Below are 22,285 nucleotides of genomic sequence, written 5' to 3'. Positions count from 1 at the left end.
GCTCGAACGTGGCGTTCAGGGCCAAGCGCTTGATCTGTTTGCGTATGACCAACTGGCCGGACCGGTCGAACCCGACCAGGTGAAACGTATCCTTCCCGATGTCGATCCCGACGACGGCGAGGTCTTCAATACTTCCTGTCTTATTTGCACACATGGCTGCTTCTCCTTGTTGCGCGGTTGATCCCGGTTCAGGATAACCCAACGGTGGGGAAGCAGCCGACACATCCCACTACTTGCCAATCATTCCGCGCTTTGACGCCGCAGTGCGGCCTCTCCAAACCGGTCATTGATCAAAGGCGCAGCAACTCGGTTGAGCCGCTGCGTCGTTTCAGTCGGTTCGTGCATCATCCGAAGCGCCAACCAGGGTCATTTTGGCGCCGATCCGGAGCACCTCTTGCACCAAGAGGTCAATATCTTCGTCCTTTGTGCGGTGGTTACATATTGCGACGCGCAGGCAGTGTCGGCCGCGGATCGTGGTGTCGGTGATGACCGCGATACCGCTTTCCTGGATACGCAGCATGATTTCTGTGTTGTGGGCGCGCAGGTCGGCTTCGCCCATGACGCCGGGCGCGTGGCGGAAACAAACAACGCTGGTTGCAGTTGGCGCCATAAGCTCCAGCTCCGGCGCATCATCAATCAGCGCCGTCAGGTGAAGGGCCTGCGCAATGTTGCGGTCGAGGATGTGCCCGAAGGTCTCCACCCCGTGATGGCGCAGCATCATCCAGACCTTCAGCGCGCGGAAACCACGCGTCGTTTCGAGGCCGTAGTCGTGCAGGAACTCGGCCGCTGCCAGACCACGGGTCGCCACCTGCAGGTACTCGGCGTTCTCTGCAAAGGTCGCGCGGTGCACCTTTTGGTCGCGCAGCAAAGCGCATCCGACGTCGAAGGGCGCGTGTAGCCCTTTATGCAAGTCTAGGGCGAGCGAGTCCGCCCTTTCGATCCCCGCAACCAGATGCCGGTTCGATGGTGCGATCGAGAACATCGCCCCGATACAGCCATCCACATGCAGCCAGATACCCTGGTCGCGGCACAGGTCCGCTATCTCAGGCAGTGGGTCAATCGAGCCTGTGTTGGTTGTGCCGGCCGTGGCGATCACGCAAGCGGGGCGCACACCTTGGCTGCGGTCGGTCCGGATTGCTGCGCGCAGCGCATCAAGGTCCATGCGAAACGCGTCGTCTGTAGCAATTCGCGTCAGCGCGGTACCACCTACTCCCAAAAGGTTCATCGCCTTCATGTGACAGGAATGCACCTGGTCCGAGGCATAGAATCGCAGCGGCGCGCCAATGTCGGCGACACTCTGATGATGCAGATCCACGTCGGCCATCGCATTTCGCGCCGCCGTCAGCCCAACTATATTTGCCATTGATCCGCCGTTGACCAGCGTGCCGCTCGCACCCTCGGGAAAGCCCATCATCTGACGCAGCCAGTCTGTGACCTGATGGTCCACCTGATTGGCGCCGGTATCGCCCCCGCCAAGATTTGAGCCGTCGATGGCGGCAAGAAAGTCCGCCAGCGCGCCCGTAAGGCAGCCCGCCCCCATGTACCACGCCCAGAAACGGGGGTGGATGTTGCCCATAGCATGGGGGTAGAGCTTGTTTTTCACGTCGGCGTAGACCGCTTCCAGAGGGGCGGGGTCTGCAGGCGGCGGGCTATGAAACTCTGCCTTCATTGCATCCGGCATCGGTTGCCAGACCGGCTCGTCGCGCAGGCCTTGCAGGCGCGAGATGGCATCGTCCACCATGACATGCGCCAACCTGCGCATGTCCTCCCAGTCGGCTGGATCAAGGCTGTCTTCCGTATCGATCCGCGTATCTTGAGCCATACTTTGCTCTCCGTTCCATCGGAAACTGGACCTGCCTCCCCCAGCAGGTCCAGTTTCGAAGTCTCTCAGGCAGGGTCGGGCCGCACGACCACAGTTGCGCCAATAGGCAAGATGTCGTCGCCCGGCATGCCGACGCAGCGCGCGTGTTCCCGCAAGGCGTCCTCATCTACCGCTTCGTAAATGCATGCCGTCCCGAGCCGTCCGTCGCGCTCCTTGATCACGTAGGAGCGGATCCAGCGTACCTTGTCCGGCATATCTTCGTTGCCGATGCGGGCCGAGGTTTCGGCGGTCTTTTCAAGCTCTGCTTCATCAGCCCAGGCACTGTGACGGCGTATCATGTAGAGATCCATGGATCTTCTCCTTGAGTTGCTGAAATATCTATTCGGCCGCCATCCGGTAGCCGGGCGTCGAGTCGGACAGGGCGCGTTCGTCGTCGTCCATGTCCTCGGGGATGTCTTCAAAGAGCGGGGTCGACAGATATCGCTCTCCCGTGTCAGGCAGCATGGCGAGGATCACCGCGCCCTTTTCCGCCTGTTGCGCCATCTGCATGGCAATGGCGAAACTGGACCCGCCAGAGATCCCGGTCAGGATACCTTCTTGCGCTGCGAGCTTCTTCGCCCAGGCGATACCGTCCGCCCCGGTCACCGGGATCAGCTCGTCATAGCCACCATTGTCCAAAACCTCCTGGAGAACAAAGGGGATAAAGTCGGGTGTCCAGCCCTGGATCGGATGCGGCTCGAAGGCCGGGTGACTGGCCGAGGGCGAGCCGTCAGCGCCGCGTTCTTGAGCTACGCCGCTGGCGATCATCGCGGCATTTGCCGGTTCACTCAGGATGATCTTGGTTTCAGGACGTTCCTTGCGCAGAACACGCGCCAACCCTGCGACCGTGCCACCTGTACCAAAGCCCGTTACGACGTAATCCAGCCTGTCGTCTTTGAAATCATTTATGATTTCTCGCGCCGTGGTCGCCTCGTGGATGTCGGCGTTGGCGTCGGTCTCGAACTGGTGGGCCAGGAACCATCCGTGCTTCTCAGCCAACTCGGCAGCTTTGCGATACATGCCCGTACCTTTCTCGGCACGCGGCGTCAGCACCACCTTCGCGCCCAGAATCCGCATCAGCCGCCGCCGCTCGACCGAGAAACTGTCGGCCATGGTCACGACCAGGGGATAGCCTTTCTGGGCACAGACCATGGCCAAGCCGATGCCGGTGTTGCCGCTGGTCGCCTCGACCACGGTCTGACCCGGTTTCAACGTGCCTGCGCGTTCCGCCGCCTCGATGATGTTCAGCGCCAGTCGATCCTTGACAGACGCCGCAGGATTGAAAAACTCGGCCTTGACGTAAACCCGTACACCTTCTGGTGCCAAGTTGTTGATACAGATAACGGGCGTATCGCCGACAGTGTCGAGCACTGACCCAAACAGGCGTCCTCTTCCTTGCGTCGTACGGATGTTTTTGGCGGTCATGGCAATCTCCCTTTGTTCAGTAATTCGTTTCCAATTTCTCCATCTTGCACCTGTTTTATCCTTTTTGATCCTGAAACGCTTGATGCAGATCTGAAGATTTCATGAATAAACGCGGAAAACTGGGTTATGCTGTATCATGGCTTGGCTTTTCGGTGATCACCGGCTCGACCCGGACCTGTTCGAACTCGCCCACAAGGGTGACGTTGTGCATGCCGAGCCTCAGGTCCTGGCACTGATCATCCACCTCGTACGAAATCGCGGTCGAATGGTCAGTAAGGACGAGATTGCCAGAACCGTCTGGCCCGGCCGCGTCGCGTCAGATGCCAGCATTGCCAGCCGGATCCGGTCGGCGCGACAGGCGCTCGGCGATGATGGCGGCGCGCAGGCCGTCATCCGTACAATCCACGGCAAGGGCTTCAGGTTCGTGGCCGAGGTCAAAGAAACCAGCCCTGCCCAGCCCGACCATGCCCTGTCTCTGGCGAGTGAAACCGGCGCAGACCTGTCTCGCCCATCGGTTGCGGTACTGCCCTTCCGGCCTCTCGGCGCGTCGCCCGAAGTCAAGATTTTGGCGGAAGCAATTCCGCATGAGATCATACAAGGGCTTTCGCGCCTGCGCTGGATTGCGGTGATCGCGCGTGGATCGTCGTTTCGGTTCCGTGAAGGCAGGGGCGATCTGGATCTGGTCGGTACGGCGCTGGGGGCTGGCTATGTCATGACAGGTGTGATCGAAAATCTGGCTGGCACGGTCGCCGTGGTCATCGAGCTGGCCGATGCCAGCCGCGGCGAAGTGATTTGGGGCGACCGGCTGACCGCGCCGATGGACGGGATCGAGGACTTGCGCCAGCGGGTCGTCTCACATGTTGTGACCGCGCTCGACATGCACGTGCCGCAGAACGAGGTGCGCCTTGCATCACAAACCGGGTCAGACCGGCTGGACGCATGGAAGACCTTTCACCTCGGGCTGACCCAGCTTTACCGGTTCACGCCAGACGCAAATCAGGTCGCAAAGCGGCATTTCGAGCGCGCGGTCGAACTCGACCCACGATTTGCACGCGCGCATGCCGGCTTGTCGTTCACTCGATTCATCGACGCATTTCTGCATCTCGGGCCGGATGACCAGGAGGCGGCCACTGCGGCAAGACGTCATGCCGAGCGGGGCATGGAACTGGATCCGATTGATCCGTTTACCCATTACACGATGGGCCGTTCTTATTGGCTTACCGATCAGCCCGAGATCGCCAAGGGTTGGTTCGATCGTGCGATCGAGCTCAATCCAAACTACGCTCAGGGTTTTTACGCCAGCGCCTTCACTGCGCTGATGACCGGCGACATCAACACAGTCGACGTGGGACTTGATGCAGCACTCCAGCTCAGCCCGCTGGACCCGCTACTTTACGGAATCCACGGCGTGCGTGCGCAGGCGCTGATCCAGGTCGGAGATACGCGGGCAGCTGCCCGATTGGGCGACCGCGCAGCCTCGACGCCCGGTGCGCATTACCTCATCTCGATGGTGGCGGCGGTGGCCAACGGGCTGGACGGTCGCTACCAACAGGCCAACCGCTGGCGACAGGACGCACGTCGGCGCAAACCGGATGCCTCGGCCGCCCAGTACTTTGCGGCCTTCCCTATCCGCAACGAAGAGGCGCGACACCGGATCGCGGAAGAGCTGAAACGACAAGAATTCTGATCGACATGCGGGCAACTCGGGGTACTCGAAGCCATCCGAGAGGCCAGATTACACGGCAATTCAATCCCTACCAACAAGAATTGCCCTGTTCACCACCGTGAAAGAGAAGCCAACGGCATCGTACATTCTCGCTAAGATCAGGCGACCACAGACAACACACCGTCAGGCCGACCTAAAGAGTATAAGGCTCCCAAGGATGTCTTCGGGAACCTGCGTCGGACATAGCGTCATGCCCACAAGCAGCCCGGCCACGAGCTGCATCACGAACTGCAAATGGCTGGTGCCCGAGCATGGTTTTTCAAGCAATCTCCAGCGCCGTATCGCGAAGTTTTCCAAGTCCGCTGCGATACCTGATGCAGGAGGCCGGATTGGTACTTGAATTCGTGTCCCGAGTACGTCGCGCTCCAGTACACATCGTGACGTCCATGCAAGTACCGACCGAAAACGCACCAATAAATTCCATTGAAGTCAATGGGTTTTGGCATTGGAGAGCCGTCCCTGCCGGCGGAGCCAACACCGAATGGACGGTAGATTTCACCGACAGGTGTCGGGACCATAGTTGTAATGGTTTGGACCCCACGTCGACCGAACACCTTGGCTTGCACAATCAGATATAAGAGCGAAAGCAAGACTCATGATCCAGGACATCCTCGCGCGTCTGTGGATCGTTCACCGTGTTATTTTTCGCGGATAATCAAGCGCTAAGGCTACGCGCTCTGACCGTAATCGCCGAAGCCTTAGATCTCTTGAATTACTTACTTCGCGTTATCCTTACAGGGCCAATCCTCTGTCCTAAGGCGCCGTCAGAAGACGTTGCGGATGCATCGACGCCACGGACTGAAAAGGCTGGATCCATGTTTCCCAACCTCAGATTACTTCAGCGAAACCGTCACAAAAATCGCAAATATTTCAGTGCTTTAAATAAACATCCGGAGCCTCTTGGCACAATTTATCAAGAAAACAGCTCGCATCCTTTCCTGCAAAAGCAGAATGAACCGACCTCCTGAACTCCTATGATCGGAGCTTTCGGATGTCGCTTCGCGCACAAACGTCTTTCCCATGCGGCGCAAACTCATCGAATGAGTTAATATGTGGGAATCGCGTGTGGGAGTCACGTTCAAACAGAAAAACCGCCGATCTTTCGATCGGCGGTTTTTTCTTGCAAGACAAGATTTTCAAGACAAGATTTTCCTTTGGTACCCAAGGCCGGACTCGAACCGGCACGCCCGTTAAGGCGGGGGATTTTGAATTCTCACGAAATGGTTTTTTTTCTGACACTTAGTCTGATCCACTCCCACAGAAATCCAATGTAAATAGGTATGCTGTGGGAGTCAGTTCTGGACGCTATGCTGAAGCTTTCGAAGTTAAAGCAGAGCGGTACAGGTAACACGGCCATCAATTGGCCAACCCGCATCATAGAAGGTCAATTGAGCGCGGCAGTTATAGGTTACGCGCCGTCTGACCGTCCTCACGGGAGAACTCTTAGAATAGCGCTGGTTACGCCTCCTGCCGAGGTCCCATCATCGCCAATCCTCCCGCCAATTGGCAGAATTGAATCAGCACAACACGCTTCAATCACTCACGAGTTTTTCAACAAGCGGCCGACAACGGTCATCAAGGCAACCCCTCAGGGCCGCTGATGGCTCAGAATAGTTTGCTTCACCGCCGCAAGGCGGCTTCCCGACTTTACACCGTTTGGAGATCAGGACAGCACCATCGCCGAGCTGTTCAGGCCGAGAATCAGATCCCCTTCCCAATGACCCGGAACGGCGCGATCCACCGCTTCAGCAGGACGTTTGCTGATCATGATCTCTGGCGAGACGAAGGACTTGCCCCGGCCCGTGCTCCTGGCGCGGGGGACCCGGAGGGCGCGCCCGGTGCGAAGGCATGCCGTCAGTTCCCGCTTCAGGGCCCCACGTCCCTGGATATAGAGCGCCTGATAGATCGCCTCGTGGCTAATCCGCATTGTCGTGTCCCCCGGAAAGTCGAGCTCAAGCCGTCGCGAGATCTGCTCTGGACTCCAAGCTATCGACCACCGCCGTGCCTGTCGCGGGCCATGACGTCGCCCCTTCCACGCAACCTTCGGCCCCTTGATCGCCTTCCCATCAGGGTGCGTGATCAGGCCAGCAAGGCGATCCAGCACATAAAGGCGCAGGGCTTCGTTCGATGCCAGCTTGGCCACCTTCTGGCGGCGGGCCGCGCGTTCCGCGTGCCACTGGGCCGTCGTCGCGCGATACTCGAAGCCACCGCTCCGGGTTGCCGCATTGCGCGCCAGCTCACGCGAAATCGTCGATGGAGCGCGGTGCAGACATCGCGCCATGTGTCGCACGCCGTAGCTGTTCGACGCAGAAGATACGCAACGGCGCGCCGGGCCGGCCCGTGTCTGGGCGCAGCCGGAAGACGGCGGTGTGCGTCCGCCCGAAATTCTCGATCTCGACATTGATGGTGATCATGCCGCGGAACATGGGTTGTTCGGGATCTGGTTGCGGGACGCTTACGCCGCCATCGAAATCCTGCGCGCCATAGATCGGGTCGGCCTGAAGCGGTGTCGCTTGCATGGGCAAAGGTCTCGATCACCGGATATCCGGTGTCGGGTCCCATCCGAGCGTTCAGAACATCATCTGCGGCAACCCCGGTCACCCGCCATGCATCGGGACCATGCCCATCAATCTCCGCACTCAAGATGCCAGGCAGCAACGAGACGCCAATGGCGGTCAAGACCACATCGAGCATTCTGCGCATATTCGGTGTCATGATACCTCCTGCACTTCGCAGCTCAGGTGCTTGCACCCTTGCAATGGAAAAGGATCGACCCGCCGACCTGGTTGAAGTCGGCGGGCAAGTTGCAAAGGTCCTCACGAACCGTCGTCCTGCGCAATTCAGCTACGTTCTCGCCTCAACTTGCCACGGTATAGCAACAAGCTCGAGCGCCTCCGTCGTCCCACTTGCGTTTAGAAGCGGCACCGTCTGGCCCACCTTCATTCCGAGCAAGGTGACCCCGAGGAATGTCTTGAGCGGGATACCTTCCTGGTCATGTGCAAAACCATCGTCAAAGAGTGTCCGAGATAGTGGTGCCGTCTCCCTGATAGAGAAAGTCACACGTGAACCCAGAGTGGCGACACTTCCTGCTTCTTCTGCGGGGTTCAGAATATGAGCATCCTGAAGCTTAGCCCGGATCAGGTGGGATAGCAGAGAAAAGACACCGCCTTCGATAGCGGCACACTCCCTCCGCAGCTGTTGCAGGTGCCAGAAGTCCCGCTCGGACAGGAACGATTGGATCGGTCGCATGGCCTCGACGCTTCCGAACGCCCGGCTATCAATCGCGGCAGCTTGGTTGCCTGATCTGCCTGCGAAAGTCGCCACGTCATTTGATGTTCGCATATCTTCTCCTCGGCTTGCTCGACGCAAGCCTCAAGACGCCAAAGTTGTTGGTGAAGAAGATCCCCGAGCGTAAAGGTCAGCGCATGCGACCCCCTGCCCGGGGCAGGGAGCGGTTCAGCAGAGATCCCGGAAAAGACCGGCCTCTGTTTTTGCATGAGAACACAGACATCAAGAGACGCTATGAAGTTTCCGACGCCAAGTCAAACTATGGTGGGTCCTCGGAGCAGTGGATGCCACCACCACCCGCTGGGCTGATCCTTTCAGGCCGGGCCGGAAACTATTACGTGAGACGGAAAATGAAGCCCGTGAGGCCGTCTCGCCTCCAGGCAAGCAGTTGATGCCGATAGTTCCCGCGTAGGATGCTCGAGCGCTCCGACCGAGATCACAATCATTACATCCCGTCACTACACGGCAAAAGGCGTGCCCACTTGGGTTACCACCAATGACCGGGTTGTGCCGTCTTCAGATAGCAGCTTAGTGCGTTGCCCGACCGACATTCCGATGAGCGAGGCCCCCAGGAGGGAGTGAATCGGGATTTCTCCGGCACGCGCCACCAAGCCGAAACTGAGAACCCCGCATTCGATATCTTTCTCATCCACCACGCAGGAAATGAAGCTGCCAAACGTGGCAACATCGGACGGTGCCGCACCCACTATCGCAACGGCCAGCTGTAGTTTCTGGTGTAGAGTATCCAGCAGAAGCTGGGAGTAGGCGACACTGCTGTTGCCGGCGAAGCTCAGAAATCTCTCGATCCCCAGCCGATCGGCTTTCGTCAGGCGGCACTTGCATTCCGCGTCACCCGCTTCGGGCTTTCCGTGACACGGTATCGTTGATCCCGTAACGTCAGGTATGGCCATGTTTCCCCCCCTGGAGTTGCCTCCGACAATCTCAGAACTTTTATCGAGATGTCCCCGGGAGTTCGCTGCGTATAGAACGCCCACGAACCGCCCGGGGCTAAGGGCGGTTCAGCAGAAGAAACCGAAACTTGATCTGATACCTGACCATGGTTTTATCATTGCTTGCCGTCCAACGAGTGTCAATCCCGGCGCACTGACCGCGATCGCGGAGTGACGGGAAAGCTTCCTCGCGACTGCACCTCCCCCTGTGCGTCGCCAACGAGACGGAACGCGCGGTCGGCACGATAGAAGGTCATGCGCCAACGTCCTTCGTCTTCGTCTGTCCCGCTCTCGGAGCGGCTGCTGATGAGGCCGTTCCGCATCTCTTGCCGGACCTGCTCCTCCGTGATCTTGAATGCTCGCGCGATGGCGGTTGCGTCCACAACGAACCCGCTGTCGGTTTTGGATACTTCGCTCATCCCAGCGTCTCCAATGCCCTGGTCCCGCGCCGATCTCCGCCAGTCGGGCTCTGCGCGGTTTCGCCCGATTGCGCTCGGCCTTAATAGGTATTTACAATACCACTTGAGAGGCGTACCCCGTCAATACAACTGCGACCACGGTGCCACACCGATGACCTCCATCCAGACACCACTACCCCGCAGCCCCTCCGTGCGACCGGAGATCACAGCCGATCTCGAGGCACGGACCGGGCTCGATGACGCGGTGCTGCGCGAGTTGGTCCATGCCTTCTATGACAAGGTCCGCCAGGATCCTTTTCTTGGCCCGATCTTCGCGGCACGCATCGATGACTGGCCACCGCATCTGGAGCGGATGACTGCATTCTGGTCCTCCGTTGCCCTTATGACAGGCCGCTATCATGGCGCCCCGGTGCCCAAGCACGTCGGTCTGCCGATTGACTGGGGCCATTTCGAGCGGTGGCTCACACTCTTTCGCGAGACCGCGAAGGAGATCTGCACACCCGCAGGCGCCGCCCATGTCATCGAGCGGGCCGAACGCATCGCCCGGTCGCTCAACTTCGCGGTCGAGGATGCCAAAGGCACCGGCATCCCGAAACTGGTTTGACCCTCGCATGGCGAAGCAATTCGATATCGATATTGCCCGCGTTCACGACGAGGCGTCCGGCGCGGGCCGCACGAGGCTGCTCGTGGATGGAATCTGGCCGCGAGGTATTTCGAAGGCCGATCTCGGGCACGATGATTGGATTAAGGACATCGCGCCGACCACCGAGCTCAGGAAATGGTTCGACCACGACCCGGACAAATGGGGAGAATTCCGCAACCGCTACCTGCACGAGTTGGCTGACAACACGGACGCTATCGAACGCTGCCTCGCATGGTGCCGAGCCGGCCCCGTCACCCTGCTCTTCGCCGCGAAGGACCAGGAACACAACCAGGCTGTGGTCCTGCGGGACTACCTGAAGCAGCGGCTCAAGGGGAGCAAGTCATGACGCTTGAACCCGGGTCTCTTCGCACCCGTCTGTGCGATCTGCTGGAATGTGAGTATCCCGTTATCCTGGCCGGGATGGGAGGCGTCGCGCGCGCCGCACTGGCCGCCGCGGTCGCAAATGCGGGCGGTTTCCCGACGTTGGGGATGGTGCGCGAAGCGCCATCACTCATCAACTCGGAAATGGAAGCCTACCGCCGGCTGTCGGACCGCCCTTTTGCGGTCAACCTCATCCCCGCAGCCACCGACCCCGGTCTGCTGGACCAGCAGATCGAAACCTGCCTCGCGATGGAGGCGGGGGTGTTCTCGTTCTTTTGGGACGTCATGCCCGAGGCCGTTTTGCCCAGGTGAAGGAAGCAGGCGCACGTCTGCTGCATCAGGTCGGCACGCTGCCTGCGGCACGGGAGGCCGAAGCCGCCGGTGCGGATGTGTTGATCGCACAGGGGCAGGAAGCGGGCGGTCACGTTCACGGGCGCACTCCGACATTCGGCCTGCTACGGACCGTGCTGAAAACCACGGCGCTGCCGGTTGTCGCCTCGGGCGGCATCGGCACCAGCAAGGGGCTGGCCCGGGCGCTCTCGTTCGGGGCGCAGGGTGTCCAGTGCGGTGCCGCCTTTCTGGCCACGGCCGAATCCTTCGCCCACGACTACCACAAGCAACGGATCGTGACCGCCCGGGGGGAGGATACCGTCCTGACCGACGGCTTCGTGCTGAACTGGCCCAAAGGATCGGCCGTGCGCGTCCTTCGCAATAGTGTCACAGAGGCCTTCGACCCGGCCCTTACAGGACATGACCCCGAGCGGATCACACATGAGGTGATCGCCCACGACGGCCCCATTCCGCGGCTGCGCCAGAGCACGGACTCGCCCCTGCGCACCACGACCGGAGACCTGGAACAGATGCCGCTTTATTGCGGCACCGGCGCGGGTGAGATCGACGCGATAGTCCCGGCGGCGCGGCGCCTGAACGCCCTTTGCGCCGAGGCTCATGATCAACTCAGATCAGACCGGCGAACACCCACGGTGGGGCAGACATGAGCATCCTTCTACTGCTGATACCCGTAACGCTGGTGATGGGTGCAATCGGCCTCGGAGCATTTTTCTGGGCGATGAAAACCGACCAGTTCGACGATTCGGAAGGCGATGCCCGCCGGATCCTCCAGACGGAGGACCGTCCGCTGCCATCAAGACAAAGAACCGACCGGGAGGTTTCCAGATGATGGAGCGGTTGACAGGTGCCGAACGCCAGATCGCATTCATGATTTGTGCCGTCATGGCGATTGTCGGGCTGGTGATGGCCGCAGCGGGTCGTGGCGATCCGATGGGGAGCCACGGCGCGATCGTGCTGATTGCAGCCGGTATCACGACCTTCTTCGTCATGCGTGCGATTGGCGAGCCCGAACCGGCCGAGGACCGCACGGTCAACTACTATGATGACCCGACCAAGGCCAGGCTCGTGATCGCCCTGTTCTGGGCCGTCGTCGGTATGGGCATGGGCGTCTGGGTCGCGGCGCAACTTGCCTGGCCCGATCTGCGCTTCGACGCGGCCTGATCGAGCTTCGGCCGCATCCGCCCCGTTCACATATCGGGGGTGATCTTCGGCTTCGGCGGCAACGCCCTCATCGCCACGTCCTACCATGTCATGCAGCGCACCAGCCGGGCGCGGCTGGCAACCCCAACAAACGGCAGGGATGGAGCAAGATCCACCTCGGGATGGACGAACAATCTCTGGAGATCCGGGCTGTCCAGATTACCGCTAACCACATCGGGGACGCACCCGTTCTGCCGGACCTGCTGGGCCAGATCCCGCCCGATCAGAGATCGGGAGCGTCACCGCCGATGGCGCCTATGACACGCGCAACTGTCACAATGCCATCGCGGACCCCGGTGCCCATGCCGTCATACCGCCACGCCGGAATGTCAGGCCCTGGAAGCCAACCACGGCGGGTGCCATCGCGCAAAACGAGGCCCTGCGGGCGTCGAAATGCCTCTGCCGCGCGATTTGGCGAAACTGAAGAGGACACCACCGCCGAAGCCATGTCGAGAGCAAGATGCACTGTATGAAACTGCTTGGGCAGCGCCTCATGGCGCGGAACTTCGATAGCCAGGACGCCGATGTCCAGGTCCGTATCGCCATCATGAACGGCTATACCGCACTCGGAAGACCCGTCACGAAAACCGTGAGATAACTGCGTCTGGGTAAAGGGGAAGTCCGATCAGCATGGGATTTGTCCAACAAAGCCTTGGCAGCGGCAGGTTGCTCGGTTTTTGTTACCCGGATTTCTGGATAAGTTCAAACAGTGTCAGAAAGTCGCAGACTGCGTCGACTTCTTGATAAACAGACGCGGACTACCGATATCTTAGTGATGACCATGTTCAGTCTTCATACGAGGTTCCTGCTCAACGCAGGAAACACACTGAACCGCCGGTAGCCCCGAGCGGGATCAGGCCGTTTGCCGGTCCGCGCCTCGGGGTCTTCTCGATCTCTTACAGATCAGTCGAAATGGCAAACGCGCCAATATGGCCGGAAGATCACGCCTGTGCGGGTCGCCCAGCTGACGTGGTGTGTGCGTCTCGGTTCAGTTTCTTCGTCATGGAGCATGACATGCACCCCCACGTCTTCAAATCCCATACCCCTCACTTCCCACCCCCTCGAACGGCCAGTCAGCGCAACCGCAAGCCCGGAGCGTTTCGACGTTGGCTCCGGACCGCATTCCACCGCTGGCAACGCCGGAAAATGATCGAAACTCTTCGAGGCATGGACGATCGCCTGCTGCGCGACATCGGGATTGATCGCAGTGATATCCCGCGCGTCGTCGATGGTCTCACGGATCGCGAACTGAGCATGCGTCCAGTGTCTTCGGATGTGCATGTCAATGCGGGGTGGCGCGGCGGCCGAACGGCATAGCGGGTCCTATTCTTGAGAATGCGCACCACTGGACCGCAGTGGTGCGCGGCAATGGCCGAGTAGCGGCTCGCCATGAAGTGATTGAAAGGAGTGACAAAATGATGATCTGCAAGGCGGACTTCGAAGAGCTGTTCCCGGACCTTTTCAGGCCGACGGACATAGAACCTTCGGCGGCGAAGCCGAGCGCCAGATGCCTGGAGCGTTGGGAAGACGATGGTGGGCGCACGACATCGGGAAACAGCATCCCGCTGCCACGTCGCCGGCCGATCCAGGAAGTTCGACATGGCTCATTCTTCGAGGTGCGCCGCCGGTGACCCCTTGTCGTCGAAGTCCGCTCGTGGACCAATTCGCCCTCTTCACCTTCTCAAGAGCTGTGCATCCTTGACCGTTGCATATCCGGCCCGGACTCCAAGATTGACAGTTTGCGCCCAATGGCTAAGCTTTCCTAATGGTCACGCACGAGAACCTTTTTCGGTTTCTGCTTCTGAACCGCTCGGGTCCCCGGGCGGTCTGCGCATAAGCGTGTCTTCGACCACCCGGGGTTTTCTCAAAATACTTGAATTGAGAACGTGGGCTTCGACGCCCCGGGAGACACATCATGACCATCACCAGACTCACCCAACTGCCTGCGGGCAGTGATTTTCGATCGCTGTTCGAACGCTCCGCAGTCGAGACCGGCTTTCTTCTCACTGTCAACGACCGCCTCGGCATCGAGCGCCTGCTCCGACATCGCGGAACCAAGAATGCGCCAAATCCCCCGCTTCTGAACGGGCTCCTGCGCCACAAGCTGCGGATCTCGCGCGGAGCTCCGGAGCCGGCCTCGCCCGATCTCGTCGTGGCCGGATGCCACGTCATCTACATGATCAGCGGCGAGGGCGCTCGCACCGGCGTGCTTACCATGAACCCCGTCCCGATCCCGGGTCACATTCTTGTCGCATCCTTGCTTGGGGCGACCCTGATCGGGATGCGAAAACTACAGAAGGTGCCGCTCCTGCGGGACGACGGTCAGATCGAGACGGTCGTCGTGCTGGATGTGAGTCCGTCTCGGGACCACGACGCAGCCTGATGCTCTGATCCGCTCCTGGCGGGTCAAGGAAGCTGGCTACCCACAATGCATCCCCGCCACCAAAGGGCGGAAAGGAGAATTCGATGAACGACCAACGCTCCACCTCACGCGGCACTGGCCGGCGGCCCAGGGTCGTCATCGGCGCCGACTGCCTGGATAAGCTCGAAGCTCTTGCGGCGGGCGCGATCCAGCGAAACCCGGAACTTGCCGATCGGTTGCTCGGCGAGATTAACCGGGCCCGCATCGTTCCGGCTGCGAAACTTCCGCCGGACGTGGTGGCGATCGGTCGCACGGTCACCTACCGCGACGAAACGACCGGCCAAGAGAATAAGGTAACGCCGGTCTTTCCCGAGGAGGCCGACATCTCACGCGGTCGGATCTCGATCCTGACGCCGATCGGAGTCGCCCTTATCGGCCTGGCCGAGGGAGCATCGCTTCACTGGGACACCAGGGACGGAAAACGGCGGGTGCTGACCGTGCTCCACGTCGCGTCCCAAGATGCCCCTGAAGGACTGGAGGCACAATGATCCTCCATTCCCGGGGCATTGCTGAAGCCCATGCCTTGCCCGGAAGGAGCCGCTCGATGCGCTGACGAAGCCACGACGCTCCTTCCGGGATATCTGAAATCGCCGCTTCGGCGCCTTCCCTTCCCGTTGAACGAGGGTCTCATGAATCGTCACCTTCCGCTTGCCGGCCCGTCCTGCAAGAGATCGCTTCCCCGCGCAGCCGCTCATCGTTGTCCCAGCTGTCGACAATTTATCGGGGGCGTTACCCCCATTATCCGAATTTCCTGTCGTCGTTGTGGCTCTGCCGTCGAGCGACATGCAAGCGTCCAGCCGGGTGACGTCGCTGGCCCCGGGGTCGAGCAGGGCGTGGAAGTGACACAGGCTCTGCCAAGTGACATCTCCTCGCGATCAGTAGTAGGCCGAAAATCTATACGTTCGGCCGCCCACTTCCCGAGACGTGTTCAAGCGAGCTACAGGCATCGTCCCGGCGTCAACCCCTTACTTCGTTTGAAATAAGCCGACGTTTAGTCTTTCTGGCTCCCGACTTCATCGAGTAGGTGATCGAGGAACCGGAGGCAGGCGTCTATCTGTCCGATTTCGACAAACTCGTCTGCCTTGTGGGCCTGCTTAATTGAGCCTGGGCCTACGATCACGGCAGGGATATGGCCTTCCACCTCAAAGACGCCGCCCTCGGAACCGTAGGAGACCTTGCCGGACCATTCGGGCATGATCGCGCGCAGCTCGTCGAATGCGTCGGTACCACTTGCATCGCCCATCGCCGGGTAGGCGAAGATGCGCTCGAACGTGATGCCCGCGTCCGGATGCTGCGTCTTCATCTCGGGGTTCAGCTCTTCGGTGATCTCGGAGAGGAGCGCGTCGATGTCGGCGCGTGCCGCCGTCTCGTCGATCGAGCGCAGTTCGAAGGTGAAGCTGCACTCATCGGGGGTCACGTTGGTCGCGACGCCGCCTTCGACCATGGTTACCAGCGTTGTCGCGTGCGGTACAGTGAAGTCGCGGTCGAACGGTCCATCGACCTCGTAGCGGCGTGCCCGCTCGGCGATCGTAGCGATCGCTTTCGAGGCGTAGTGGACCGCGTTGACGTGCCCCGGTGCGAAGGAAGAATGGCCGCTGGTGCCGCGCACGGTGGCGCGCATCGCGATCTTGCCTTTCTGGCCCGTGACAAGAGTCATTTCGCTCGGCTCGCCAATGATAGCGAAGCTTGGCGGCACCTCGAGCGCCTTGAGGTGCCGGGCGATCGCCGGCGCGCCGAGACATCCCACCTCTTCGTCGTAGGAGAAACAGAGGTAAAGCGGGCGATTCAGCTCGACCGTGGCGATATCCTGCATCGCGGCCATGACGCAGGCAGCAAAGCCTTTCATGTCGCAGCTGCCGCGACCGTAAAGACGGCCATCACGCTCATCCATCTCGAAGGGTGGCGTCGTCCAGTTCTCGGGGCGTACCGGGACGACGTCGGTGTGACCGGACAGCACCACGCCGGGCTGGTCGGCGGGCCCGAAGCGCACGATAAGGTTCGCTTTTTGACCACTTTCCTCCGGCAGGATCGTGACTTCGCCGCCAAGGCGTTCAAAATGCGCGGCCATGTGGTCGATCAGGGTGCGATTGGAGTTCCTGCTGACCGTGTCGAACCCGATCAGGTCCTTCAAATGCGCCTTGGCATCGCCGAGCCGCGCATGTGCGATATCTCTGCTCGATGCGTCCTTCATTTGGCGTCTGCCTTTCTTTGATTTGCCTTGCCGATCTCGCGCCGCGCGGTCAGCGCGATCACGAAGAGTATGAGTGCCGCGAAGATCCAGGTAATCGGTGAAGATATCAGCACCGTCGGATCGCCGCGTGAAGTCGCGAGGGCGCGCCGCAGGTTCTCTTCGATCATCGGTCCGAGGATGAACGCGATCAGAAATGGCGCGGTCGGGATGTCGAGTAGGAACATGCCGAAGCCAACGACTCCGAGTGCGAGCAGCACCACGACGTCGAACATGCTGTTGCCGATTGCGTAGATGCCGAAGAGGCACAGGAGCAGCACAACCGGGCTCAGGAGCGTCGGCGGGATCTTGGCGATCGTGGTGAAGATGCGCATCGTGAATTTGCCTGCGAACAAGAGCAGCACGGAGGACAGCAGCATGCCGATGAACAGCATGTAAACCTCGTGGATGTTGGTCTCGAACAATAGCGGACCGGGCGTCAGTCCCTGGATCATGAAGGCACCGAGCATCACACCAGTGATCACGTCGCCCGGTACACCAAGCGCCAGAAGCGGGATCATCGTCGCGCCGCACGCGCCGTTGTTGGCCGATTCCGACGCCGCGACGCCCTCGATCTCGCCCTTGCCGAAATTGGCCGCACGCGGCGACGCGCGCTGCGCCGAGCCGTAAGAGAAGAACGCAGCAGCCGAGGGGCCGATGCCCGGAATTGCACCCAGCAACACACCGATGAAGCTACCGCGGAAGAGCGACTTCGCCACGCTGCGGAACTCACGACCGCTGACGCGATCGTCTCCGATCTCCATCATGCGGGCCTTGGGCGGGTTGCGGAAAACGATCAGCTTGATCAGCTCTGGTAGAGCGAACAGTCCGATCAAGACGGGGGCGACCGACAGTCCGGCCTGCATGTCGTCGGTGAACGCGAAGCGGAACGAACCGTACATGTCTTCGCCGGCGGTCGCCAGCAGCAGTCCGAGACACGCCGAGACGAAGCCCATCAGCAACGAGTTGCCCGATACGCCGGCGACGGTCGTCAGCGCGAAGACCATCAGCATGAAGTATTCCGGAGGACCGACCTTCAGCGCCAGCAGCGCCAGCGGAGCGGCGAGGAAGATCAACGAGATGTTCGAGATGAAATCGCCAACCACCGAAGAATAGAGCGCCATGTTCAGCGCCTTGCCCGCCTTGCCCTGCTGCGCCAACGGATAGCCGTCGAGCGCGGTGCAGGCGGCCGATGCCGTGCCGGGAGTCTTGATCAGGATCGCCGATACCGACCCGCCGTATGTCGACCCCTTGTACAGCGCAACCAGCAACAGGATGCTCGGCACCGGATCCATGTAGAAGGTAAAGGGCAGCGCGAGCGTCACTGCCATTGTCCCGGTCATGCCCGGGATCGCCCCGATGATCACGCCGCCCCAGATTCCGGCAGCAATGATCAGGAAATTCTGGATTGTGGCGACAGCGTGAAGCGCCGTCATCAACTCGTTCAGCATGGTCGTCCTTCCTTGTCGGGCGGCCGGGGGGCCGAGCGTGACTTCAGTTGAAGAGCAGTCCCGGCGGGAACTGGGTGCCCAGTGCTTCGGTGAAGAAAACATACAGTCCAACGGGCAGTATCAGTGCAAGTCCCGCCCCCCAGGCCAGCAGCCGCCGCTCGCCAGTCAGCATGATGGCCGCACCAGTCAGCAGCATCGCCGCGCCGAGAAAGCCGATCACGTCGGTCAGCAGGACGAACGCGATCAAGGCGGCGACGAGCGCTCCGAACCGGAACAGAAGCACGCGCTTTGGCGTGTCGTCGTCGGCCACTTCGGATGGCAGCACCGGTGTCCCTTGTCCTGCGAAGCCCAGCCCTGCGGCAATCAGGCTGAATAGAAGGCCGGCGATCGCGATCACTCGGGGCCAGAAATCAGGCGGCAGCGCAAAGCCCGGTATGAAGGCTGGCTTCGGCACGTAGCCCGGGATTAGGACCCCGAGCACGATACCGAAGAACAGCGCGATGCCGAGACCGCGAAGCGCAATGCTGGTCATGGCGTATCCTCCGTCTCTGCTGGTGCTGCCGCCCTTACGGATCAGTTTCCGAGATACCCGAATTCGTCGGCGAGACCGCGGAACAGTTCGTACTGCGACTTGGCGTAGGCGCTCATGTCCTTCTCACCCACGGTCGAGATCGAGCCGCGACGCTCGGCCAGCGTCAGCCAGGTCTCGTCCTCGGCAACCTCGTCGAGCACCTCGTCCCACTTCGCCTGCACCGAGTCCGGCAGACCCTTGGGGCCATAGAGCGCGCTCCAGCCAGTGATCTGGCCAGCGGTCTCGTAGCCGAGCTCACCGACGGTCGGAACTTTGGGCAGGTCGTCCATGCGCTCGGGGGAGAACACCGCCAGAGGCTTCATGTCGCCGCTTTCGATATGCGGCATCAGCGAGCCTGCGGAAATTGCAAGAAAGTCCACGTGACCGCCGAGCAGTGCGGTCGCGAGCGCGCCGCCGCCCTTGTAAGGCACGATGGTGGCACCGTTGAGCGGGTCGAGACCCGCGTCTGACAGCAACGACTGCACGGTGAAGCCGTCGATCGCGGTCGCGCCCGAGGCGGCGTAGGTCATCACGCCGGGATCATCCTTAATGGCCGCCATCAGCTCCTCGACATTGTCGTAGGGGCTATCGGACTTGACAGCGAGGATCATCGGTGTCGCTTCGAGCGAGCCAACGAATGTGTACTCGTCCCAGCCGGTCTTGACCTGCGGGTTGACCGCCGGCGACAGCGCCATGCCAACCCTGGCAAGGAGCAGCGTGTAACCGTCTGCATCGGCCTGCGAGACAAAGCGTGCGCCGTTCATACCGCCGGCGCCGGGCTTGTTCACGACGGTAATCGGCTCGTCGAGGAACTTGCCCGCGCTTTCGGCCAGCGCGCGACCGGCGAGGTCGGACGCACCGCCTGGGCCGTAAGGGATCACGAGCGTGATCGCCTCGTTGGGATAGTCCTGTGCGGACGCAGCGCCCGCGACGAGGACCGCGGTAGCGGCAACGGATGCGAGAATCTTCTTCATGGGGGTACCTCCTCCGGATTTGGCAGCGGGGCTGCCGGGTCATAGTGGGCAGAGGGGTTGCACATATATTCCGATTCGCGCAAATTTGGGCCTTAATATTCCCTTTCGGAATACTGAGGGGCAAGCATGAAGATCCGCGCACTTGAGGCCTTCGACGCCTACCTTCGCCACGGCAGCACACAGGCCGCAGCGGACGCTATGGGTGTCGGCCAGCCGCTCGTCAGCAAGTTGCTGTCGGGCCTGGAAAAGGATCTGGGCTTCAAGCTGTTCGAGCGTCGGCGGAACCATCTGGCACCGACGCCCGAGGCTCTGCTGTTTCACGAATCCGTCTCGCGAACGCTATCTTCGCTTCGCGAACTCAATACCGAGGCAGAGGCAATCTCGACCCAGAAACGGGGCAACATCGTCATCGCCGCCCAGCCGATATTTTGCGATACGTTTCTTCTCGACACGATTGCACGGTTCAAGAAATTCCGCCCCGATGTGGGCGTAAGGTTGGTCGATGTCGGGCTCGGCGAACTCTTGCGGATGATCGCGGAACGAACCTGCGACATCGGACTCGGCATCACACTCGAGACCGAAGCCTACGGCGCCGACGTGACCCCGCTCGGGCGGTGCGAGGCGCGCTGCGCCTTGCCAGTGGGCCACCCGCGAAACAAGCCCGGGGCCATCCCCCTGCCCCGTATCCGCAATGAACCTTTCGTCGAGCTGTCTCCGGGCAGTCCTCTGCGCACGCGGATCGACTATCTGTTTGAAACGATCGATGTGCGCCGCACGATCGCTGCCGAACTGCGCACCCTGCGGAGCGTCTGCGATCTCGTCGGCAAGGGCACGGGCATCGCGGTGATTGACCCAATCGCGGAGCTTCTGATCGACCGGCGCCGGGTGGTCACAAAGCCCCTGATCCCCACAATCGACTGGGAAATCGCGTTGTTCTCACCACGCGACAAACCACTCAGCCAAGTCGCGCGGAGCTTTGTCGAAACCCTCAGCGTCGATATTGACGCTCTGAAGCGAAAGGGAGTGATTTCGGGATAAAAACAACGGCATGCGCTGAAGAAACCATAAAACCAAACCTAACAGCATGTTTAGATAATGCAACTACGCCGCACGTCTTCGGCCACGATAAGTGGCGAATGATGGCGCTGACGATCTCGCCACTGACAAATTTCGTTCCAATCAGTGGCACGAATGCTTTTGACATTTGCCCGAGGGTCCGCCCTTGAAAATCCTCGATCTGCCAGCAATCCCCGACACAGGAGAGCCTGACTGGTGCGCCGACCTGTGCTTCGGCGATAGCGTCATCGGTACAGGAATCTGCCGCAAACTTTGCACCGCAGCATTCAGGTAGTTGGCGGATGGATCCGTCGGCGAGATGGCGCCTTGATAATCCTTTCCATCACGCTTCGCAAAGGCTTGCGATCTCAACCGAGGCAATGGCGATCGTGTTCTTGAGCGGCGGGCGGGTCCGGCGGAGAGTGGGCTCGGCTGCAGATTGCCCTTGCGTCAATACCATTAAGGGGCTCATAATTTGAGACACTTTCTCGATTCGTGAGACTCCCCATGCATTTGGAACGCCTCATCGCTATTCTTGAAATCGTTGCCATTGTCGGCCGCGGGCTGACCGCGGCGGAAGTTCAGGAGGCAACCGGATTGCCGCGACCCACCTGCTACCGGCTGCTGCAAACTCTGGCGAAACATCAGCTGATCGACGACCCGGACGGCAATGCACAGTATGTAATCGGAGAGCGCCTGATCCGCATCGCGCTACTGGGCAAATCCGACATCGACGTGCGCCGTGCCTGTGCACCGGCGTTGAAGGCCGCAGCGGCCGCGTTCGGTGATACCGTGTTTCTGGCCCGCTTTCGCAGCCGACAGGTCGAGATTATCCATGTCGAAACGCCGGACGACCCCGCAGGCGGTTTCATACATCCGGGCCTCGGCGCGCGTCCGATGCATGCTTGTTCCTGTTCCAAGGCCATTGCCGCCTTTGCCGCGGAAAGCTTTCAGGAGGAGATCCTGGGCGGCACACTCAGCGCCTACACGAAATACACGAAATCCACGAAAGCGCGCCTCAAGGCCGAGTTCGCGAAGATCGCGGAACAGGGCTATGCCGAATGCGATCAGGAAATCGACATGGGTGTCTCCAGCGTTGCGGCACCGGTGCTCATCGGCCATATCGGCGCGTCGTTCAGTGTCGGCGCGGTCGGTCCAGCCCGCCGCTTCCATGCGGCCTATCGCAAAGAGATCGGCGAGCAGCTGATACAGATCACCGCCAAGATTAGCGCCGCGATCCAGCTGTGTAACATGGCGCAGGTTCAGGAAATCGACATCCCGCTGCTCAAGCCGCCGCAACAACAAGAAAACCGATCACGACGTAAACATTAGAGGAGGAA

Annotated in this window: 23 protein-coding genes and 4 pseudogenes; 14 read left to right on the top strand and 13 right to left on the bottom strand. The window is 60.6% G+C overall.

Going from position 1 to position 22,285, the window contains the following annotated elements:
- The 4 genes and pseudogenes from Q0X85_RS10230 to Q0X85_RS10215 all read right to left on the bottom strand — a co-directional run.
- Positions 1-154 (bottom strand): annotated as a pseudogene (locus Q0X85_RS10230) (IS110 family transposase); the annotation flags it as partial.
- A 174-nt stretch (positions 155-328) separates the two neighbouring features.
- The gene (locus tag Q0X85_RS10225) at positions 329-1,822 is read right to left on the bottom strand and encodes an aminotransferase class V-fold PLP-dependent enzyme (protein WP_297771788.1); all 1,494 of its coding nucleotides are present in this window, start codon (positions 1,820-1,822) and stop codon (positions 329-331) included.
- 65 nt (positions 1,823-1,887) lie between these two features.
- On the bottom strand, positions 1,888-2,172 hold the full coding sequence (locus Q0X85_RS10220; protein WP_297771787.1) for a nickel-binding protein: 285 nt from the start codon (positions 2,170-2,172) through the stop codon (positions 1,888-1,890).
- 28 nt (positions 2,173-2,200) lie between these two features.
- On the bottom strand, positions 2,201-3,286 hold the full coding sequence (locus Q0X85_RS10215) for a pyridoxal-phosphate dependent enzyme (protein ID WP_297771786.1): 1,086 nt from the start codon (positions 3,284-3,286) through the stop codon (positions 2,201-2,203).
- 136 nt (positions 3,287-3,422) lie between these two features.
- Between Q0X85_RS10215 and Q0X85_RS10210 the strand changes: the two genes are divergently transcribed.
- A complete protein-coding gene (locus tag Q0X85_RS10210; protein ID WP_297771785.1) occupies positions 3,423-4,973 on the top strand; it encodes a winged helix-turn-helix domain-containing protein in 1,551 nt (516 codons plus the stop codon).
- Positions 4,974-6,687: 1,714 nt separating this feature from the next.
- On the opposite strand, the pseudogene Q0X85_RS10205 reads toward Q0X85_RS10210, so the two are convergent.
- The 5 genes and pseudogenes from Q0X85_RS10205 to Q0X85_RS10185 form a co-directional block, all read right to left on the bottom strand.
- Positions 6,688-7,305, bottom strand: a pseudogene (locus tag Q0X85_RS10205) (IS30 family transposase); the annotation flags it as partial.
- Entirely contained in the window at positions 7,250-7,531 is a 282-nt protein-coding gene (locus tag Q0X85_RS10200) for a hypothetical protein (protein WP_297771799.1), read from the bottom strand. The gene Q0X85_RS10200 and the pseudogene Q0X85_RS10205, both read right to left, overlap by 56 nt.
- A gap of 325 nt (positions 7,532-7,856) precedes the next feature.
- Entirely contained in the window at positions 7,857-8,354 is a 498-nt protein-coding gene (locus Q0X85_RS10195; protein WP_297771784.1) for a hypothetical protein, read from the bottom strand.
- 404 nt (positions 8,355-8,758) lie between these two features.
- On the bottom strand, positions 8,759-9,211 hold the full coding sequence (locus Q0X85_RS10190; protein ID WP_297771783.1) for a hypothetical protein: 453 nt from the start codon (positions 9,209-9,211) through the stop codon (positions 8,759-8,761).
- Positions 9,212-9,390: 179 nt separating this feature from the next.
- The gene (locus tag Q0X85_RS10185) at positions 9,391-9,669 is read right to left on the bottom strand and encodes a DUF6522 family protein (RefSeq protein ID WP_297771782.1); all 279 of its coding nucleotides are present in this window, start codon (positions 9,667-9,669) and stop codon (positions 9,391-9,393) included.
- Positions 9,670-9,820: 151 nt separating this feature from the next.
- On the opposite strand from Q0X85_RS10185, the gene Q0X85_RS10180 reads away from it, so the two are divergent.
- The 11 genes and pseudogenes from Q0X85_RS10180 (at position 9,821) to rnk (ending at position 15,154) form a co-directional block, all read left to right on the top strand.
- On the top strand, positions 9,821-10,273 hold the full coding sequence (locus tag Q0X85_RS10180; RefSeq protein ID WP_297771781.1) for a group III truncated hemoglobin: 453 nt from the start codon (positions 9,821-9,823) through the stop codon (positions 10,271-10,273).
- A 7-nt stretch (positions 10,274-10,280) separates the two neighbouring features.
- Positions 10,281-10,658: a DUF488 family protein gene (locus Q0X85_RS10175; protein ID WP_297771780.1), complete on the top strand. Its 378-nt coding sequence runs from the start codon at positions 10,281-10,283 to the stop codon at positions 10,656-10,658.
- On the top strand, positions 10,655-11,005 hold the full coding sequence (locus Q0X85_RS10170; RefSeq protein WP_297771779.1) for a nitronate monooxygenase: 351 nt from the start codon (positions 10,655-10,657) through the stop codon (positions 11,003-11,005). Before Q0X85_RS10175 ends, Q0X85_RS10170 begins: the two co-directional genes overlap by 4 nt.
- Positions 11,002-11,691, top strand: coding sequence for a nitronate monooxygenase (locus Q0X85_RS10165; RefSeq protein ID WP_297771778.1), 690 nt, complete (start codon positions 11,002-11,004; stop codon positions 11,689-11,691). Before Q0X85_RS10170 ends, Q0X85_RS10165 begins: the two co-directional genes overlap by 4 nt.
- Entirely contained in the window at positions 11,688-11,873 is a 186-nt protein-coding gene (gene ccoS / locus Q0X85_RS10160; RefSeq protein WP_297771777.1) for a cbb3-type cytochrome oxidase assembly protein CcoS, read from the top strand. Before Q0X85_RS10165 ends, ccoS begins: the two co-directional genes overlap by 4 nt.
- A 248-nt stretch (positions 11,874-12,121) precedes the next feature.
- Positions 12,122-12,322, top strand: a pseudogene (locus Q0X85_RS19810) (cbb3-type cytochrome c oxidase subunit I); the annotation flags it as partial.
- An 11-nt stretch (positions 12,323-12,333) separates the two neighbouring features.
- Positions 12,334-12,842, top strand: a pseudogene (locus tag Q0X85_RS10150) (IS5 family transposase); the annotation flags it as partial.
- A gap of 314 nt (positions 12,843-13,156) precedes the next feature.
- Positions 13,157-13,561 (top strand): DUF1127 domain-containing protein, encoded by a 405-nt coding sequence (locus Q0X85_RS10145; RefSeq protein WP_366129759.1) that lies wholly within the window; start codon positions 13,157-13,159, stop codon positions 13,559-13,561.
- Between the two features lie 98 nt (positions 13,562-13,659).
- Positions 13,660-13,875, top strand: a complete 216-nt coding sequence (locus Q0X85_RS10140) for a hypothetical protein (protein ID WP_297771774.1) — start codon at positions 13,660-13,662, stop codon at positions 13,873-13,875.
- Positions 13,876-14,159: 284 nt separating this feature from the next.
- Positions 14,160-14,627, top strand: a complete 468-nt coding sequence (locus tag Q0X85_RS10135; RefSeq protein ID WP_297771773.1) for a hypothetical protein — start codon at positions 14,160-14,162, stop codon at positions 14,625-14,627.
- A gap of 83 nt (positions 14,628-14,710) precedes the next feature.
- Entirely contained in the window at positions 14,711-15,154 is a 444-nt protein-coding gene (gene rnk / locus Q0X85_RS10130) for a nucleoside diphosphate kinase regulator (protein ID WP_297771772.1), read from the top strand.
- A gap of 503 nt (positions 15,155-15,657) precedes the next feature.
- Here the strand turns inward: rnk and argE are convergent.
- From argE to Q0X85_RS10110, 4 genes are read right to left on the bottom strand one after another with little or no spacing between them, the layout of a single operon-like run.
- Complete coding sequence (argE, locus tag Q0X85_RS10125) at positions 15,658-16,857, bottom strand: acetylornithine deacetylase (RefSeq protein ID WP_297771771.1); 1,200 nt, start codon at positions 16,855-16,857, stop codon at positions 15,658-15,660.
- Positions 16,854-18,344 carry a tripartite tricarboxylate transporter permease gene (locus tag Q0X85_RS10120; protein WP_297771770.1) on the bottom strand — a complete coding sequence of 497 codons (1,491 nt, stop codon included), beginning with the start codon at positions 18,342-18,344 and terminating at the stop codon, positions 16,854-16,856. Before Q0X85_RS10120 ends, argE begins: the two co-directional genes overlap by 4 nt.
- Positions 18,345-18,387: 43 nt before the next feature.
- Positions 18,388-18,876 (bottom strand): tripartite tricarboxylate transporter TctB family protein, encoded by a 489-nt coding sequence (locus Q0X85_RS10115; protein ID WP_297771769.1) that lies wholly within the window; start codon positions 18,874-18,876, stop codon positions 18,388-18,390.
- A 41-nt stretch (positions 18,877-18,917) separates the two neighbouring features.
- Complete coding sequence (locus Q0X85_RS10110) at positions 18,918-19,889, bottom strand: tripartite tricarboxylate transporter substrate binding protein (RefSeq protein WP_297771767.1); 972 nt, start codon at positions 19,887-19,889, stop codon at positions 18,918-18,920.
- A 126-nt stretch (positions 19,890-20,015) separates the two neighbouring features.
- On the opposite strand from Q0X85_RS10110, the gene Q0X85_RS10105 reads away from it, so the two are divergent.
- Both Q0X85_RS10105 and Q0X85_RS10100 read left to right on the top strand, forming a co-directional pair.
- The gene (locus Q0X85_RS10105; RefSeq protein ID WP_297771765.1) at positions 20,016-20,927 is read left to right on the top strand and encodes a LysR family transcriptional regulator; all 912 of its coding nucleotides are present in this window, start codon (positions 20,016-20,018) and stop codon (positions 20,925-20,927) included.
- Between the two features lie 525 nt (positions 20,928-21,452).
- Positions 21,453-22,277 (top strand): IclR family transcriptional regulator, encoded by an 825-nt coding sequence (locus tag Q0X85_RS10100; protein WP_297771764.1) that lies wholly within the window; start codon positions 21,453-21,455, stop codon positions 22,275-22,277.
- Positions 22,278-22,285 lie beyond the last annotated feature (8 nt).

It is taken from the genome of uncultured Roseovarius sp. (assembly GCF_947259555.1).
In the GTDB taxonomy this organism is placed as follows: domain Bacteria; phylum Pseudomonadota; class Alphaproteobacteria; order Rhodobacterales; family Rhodobacteraceae; genus Roseovarius.
This window is presented reverse-complemented; position numbering and strand designations above follow the sequence as displayed.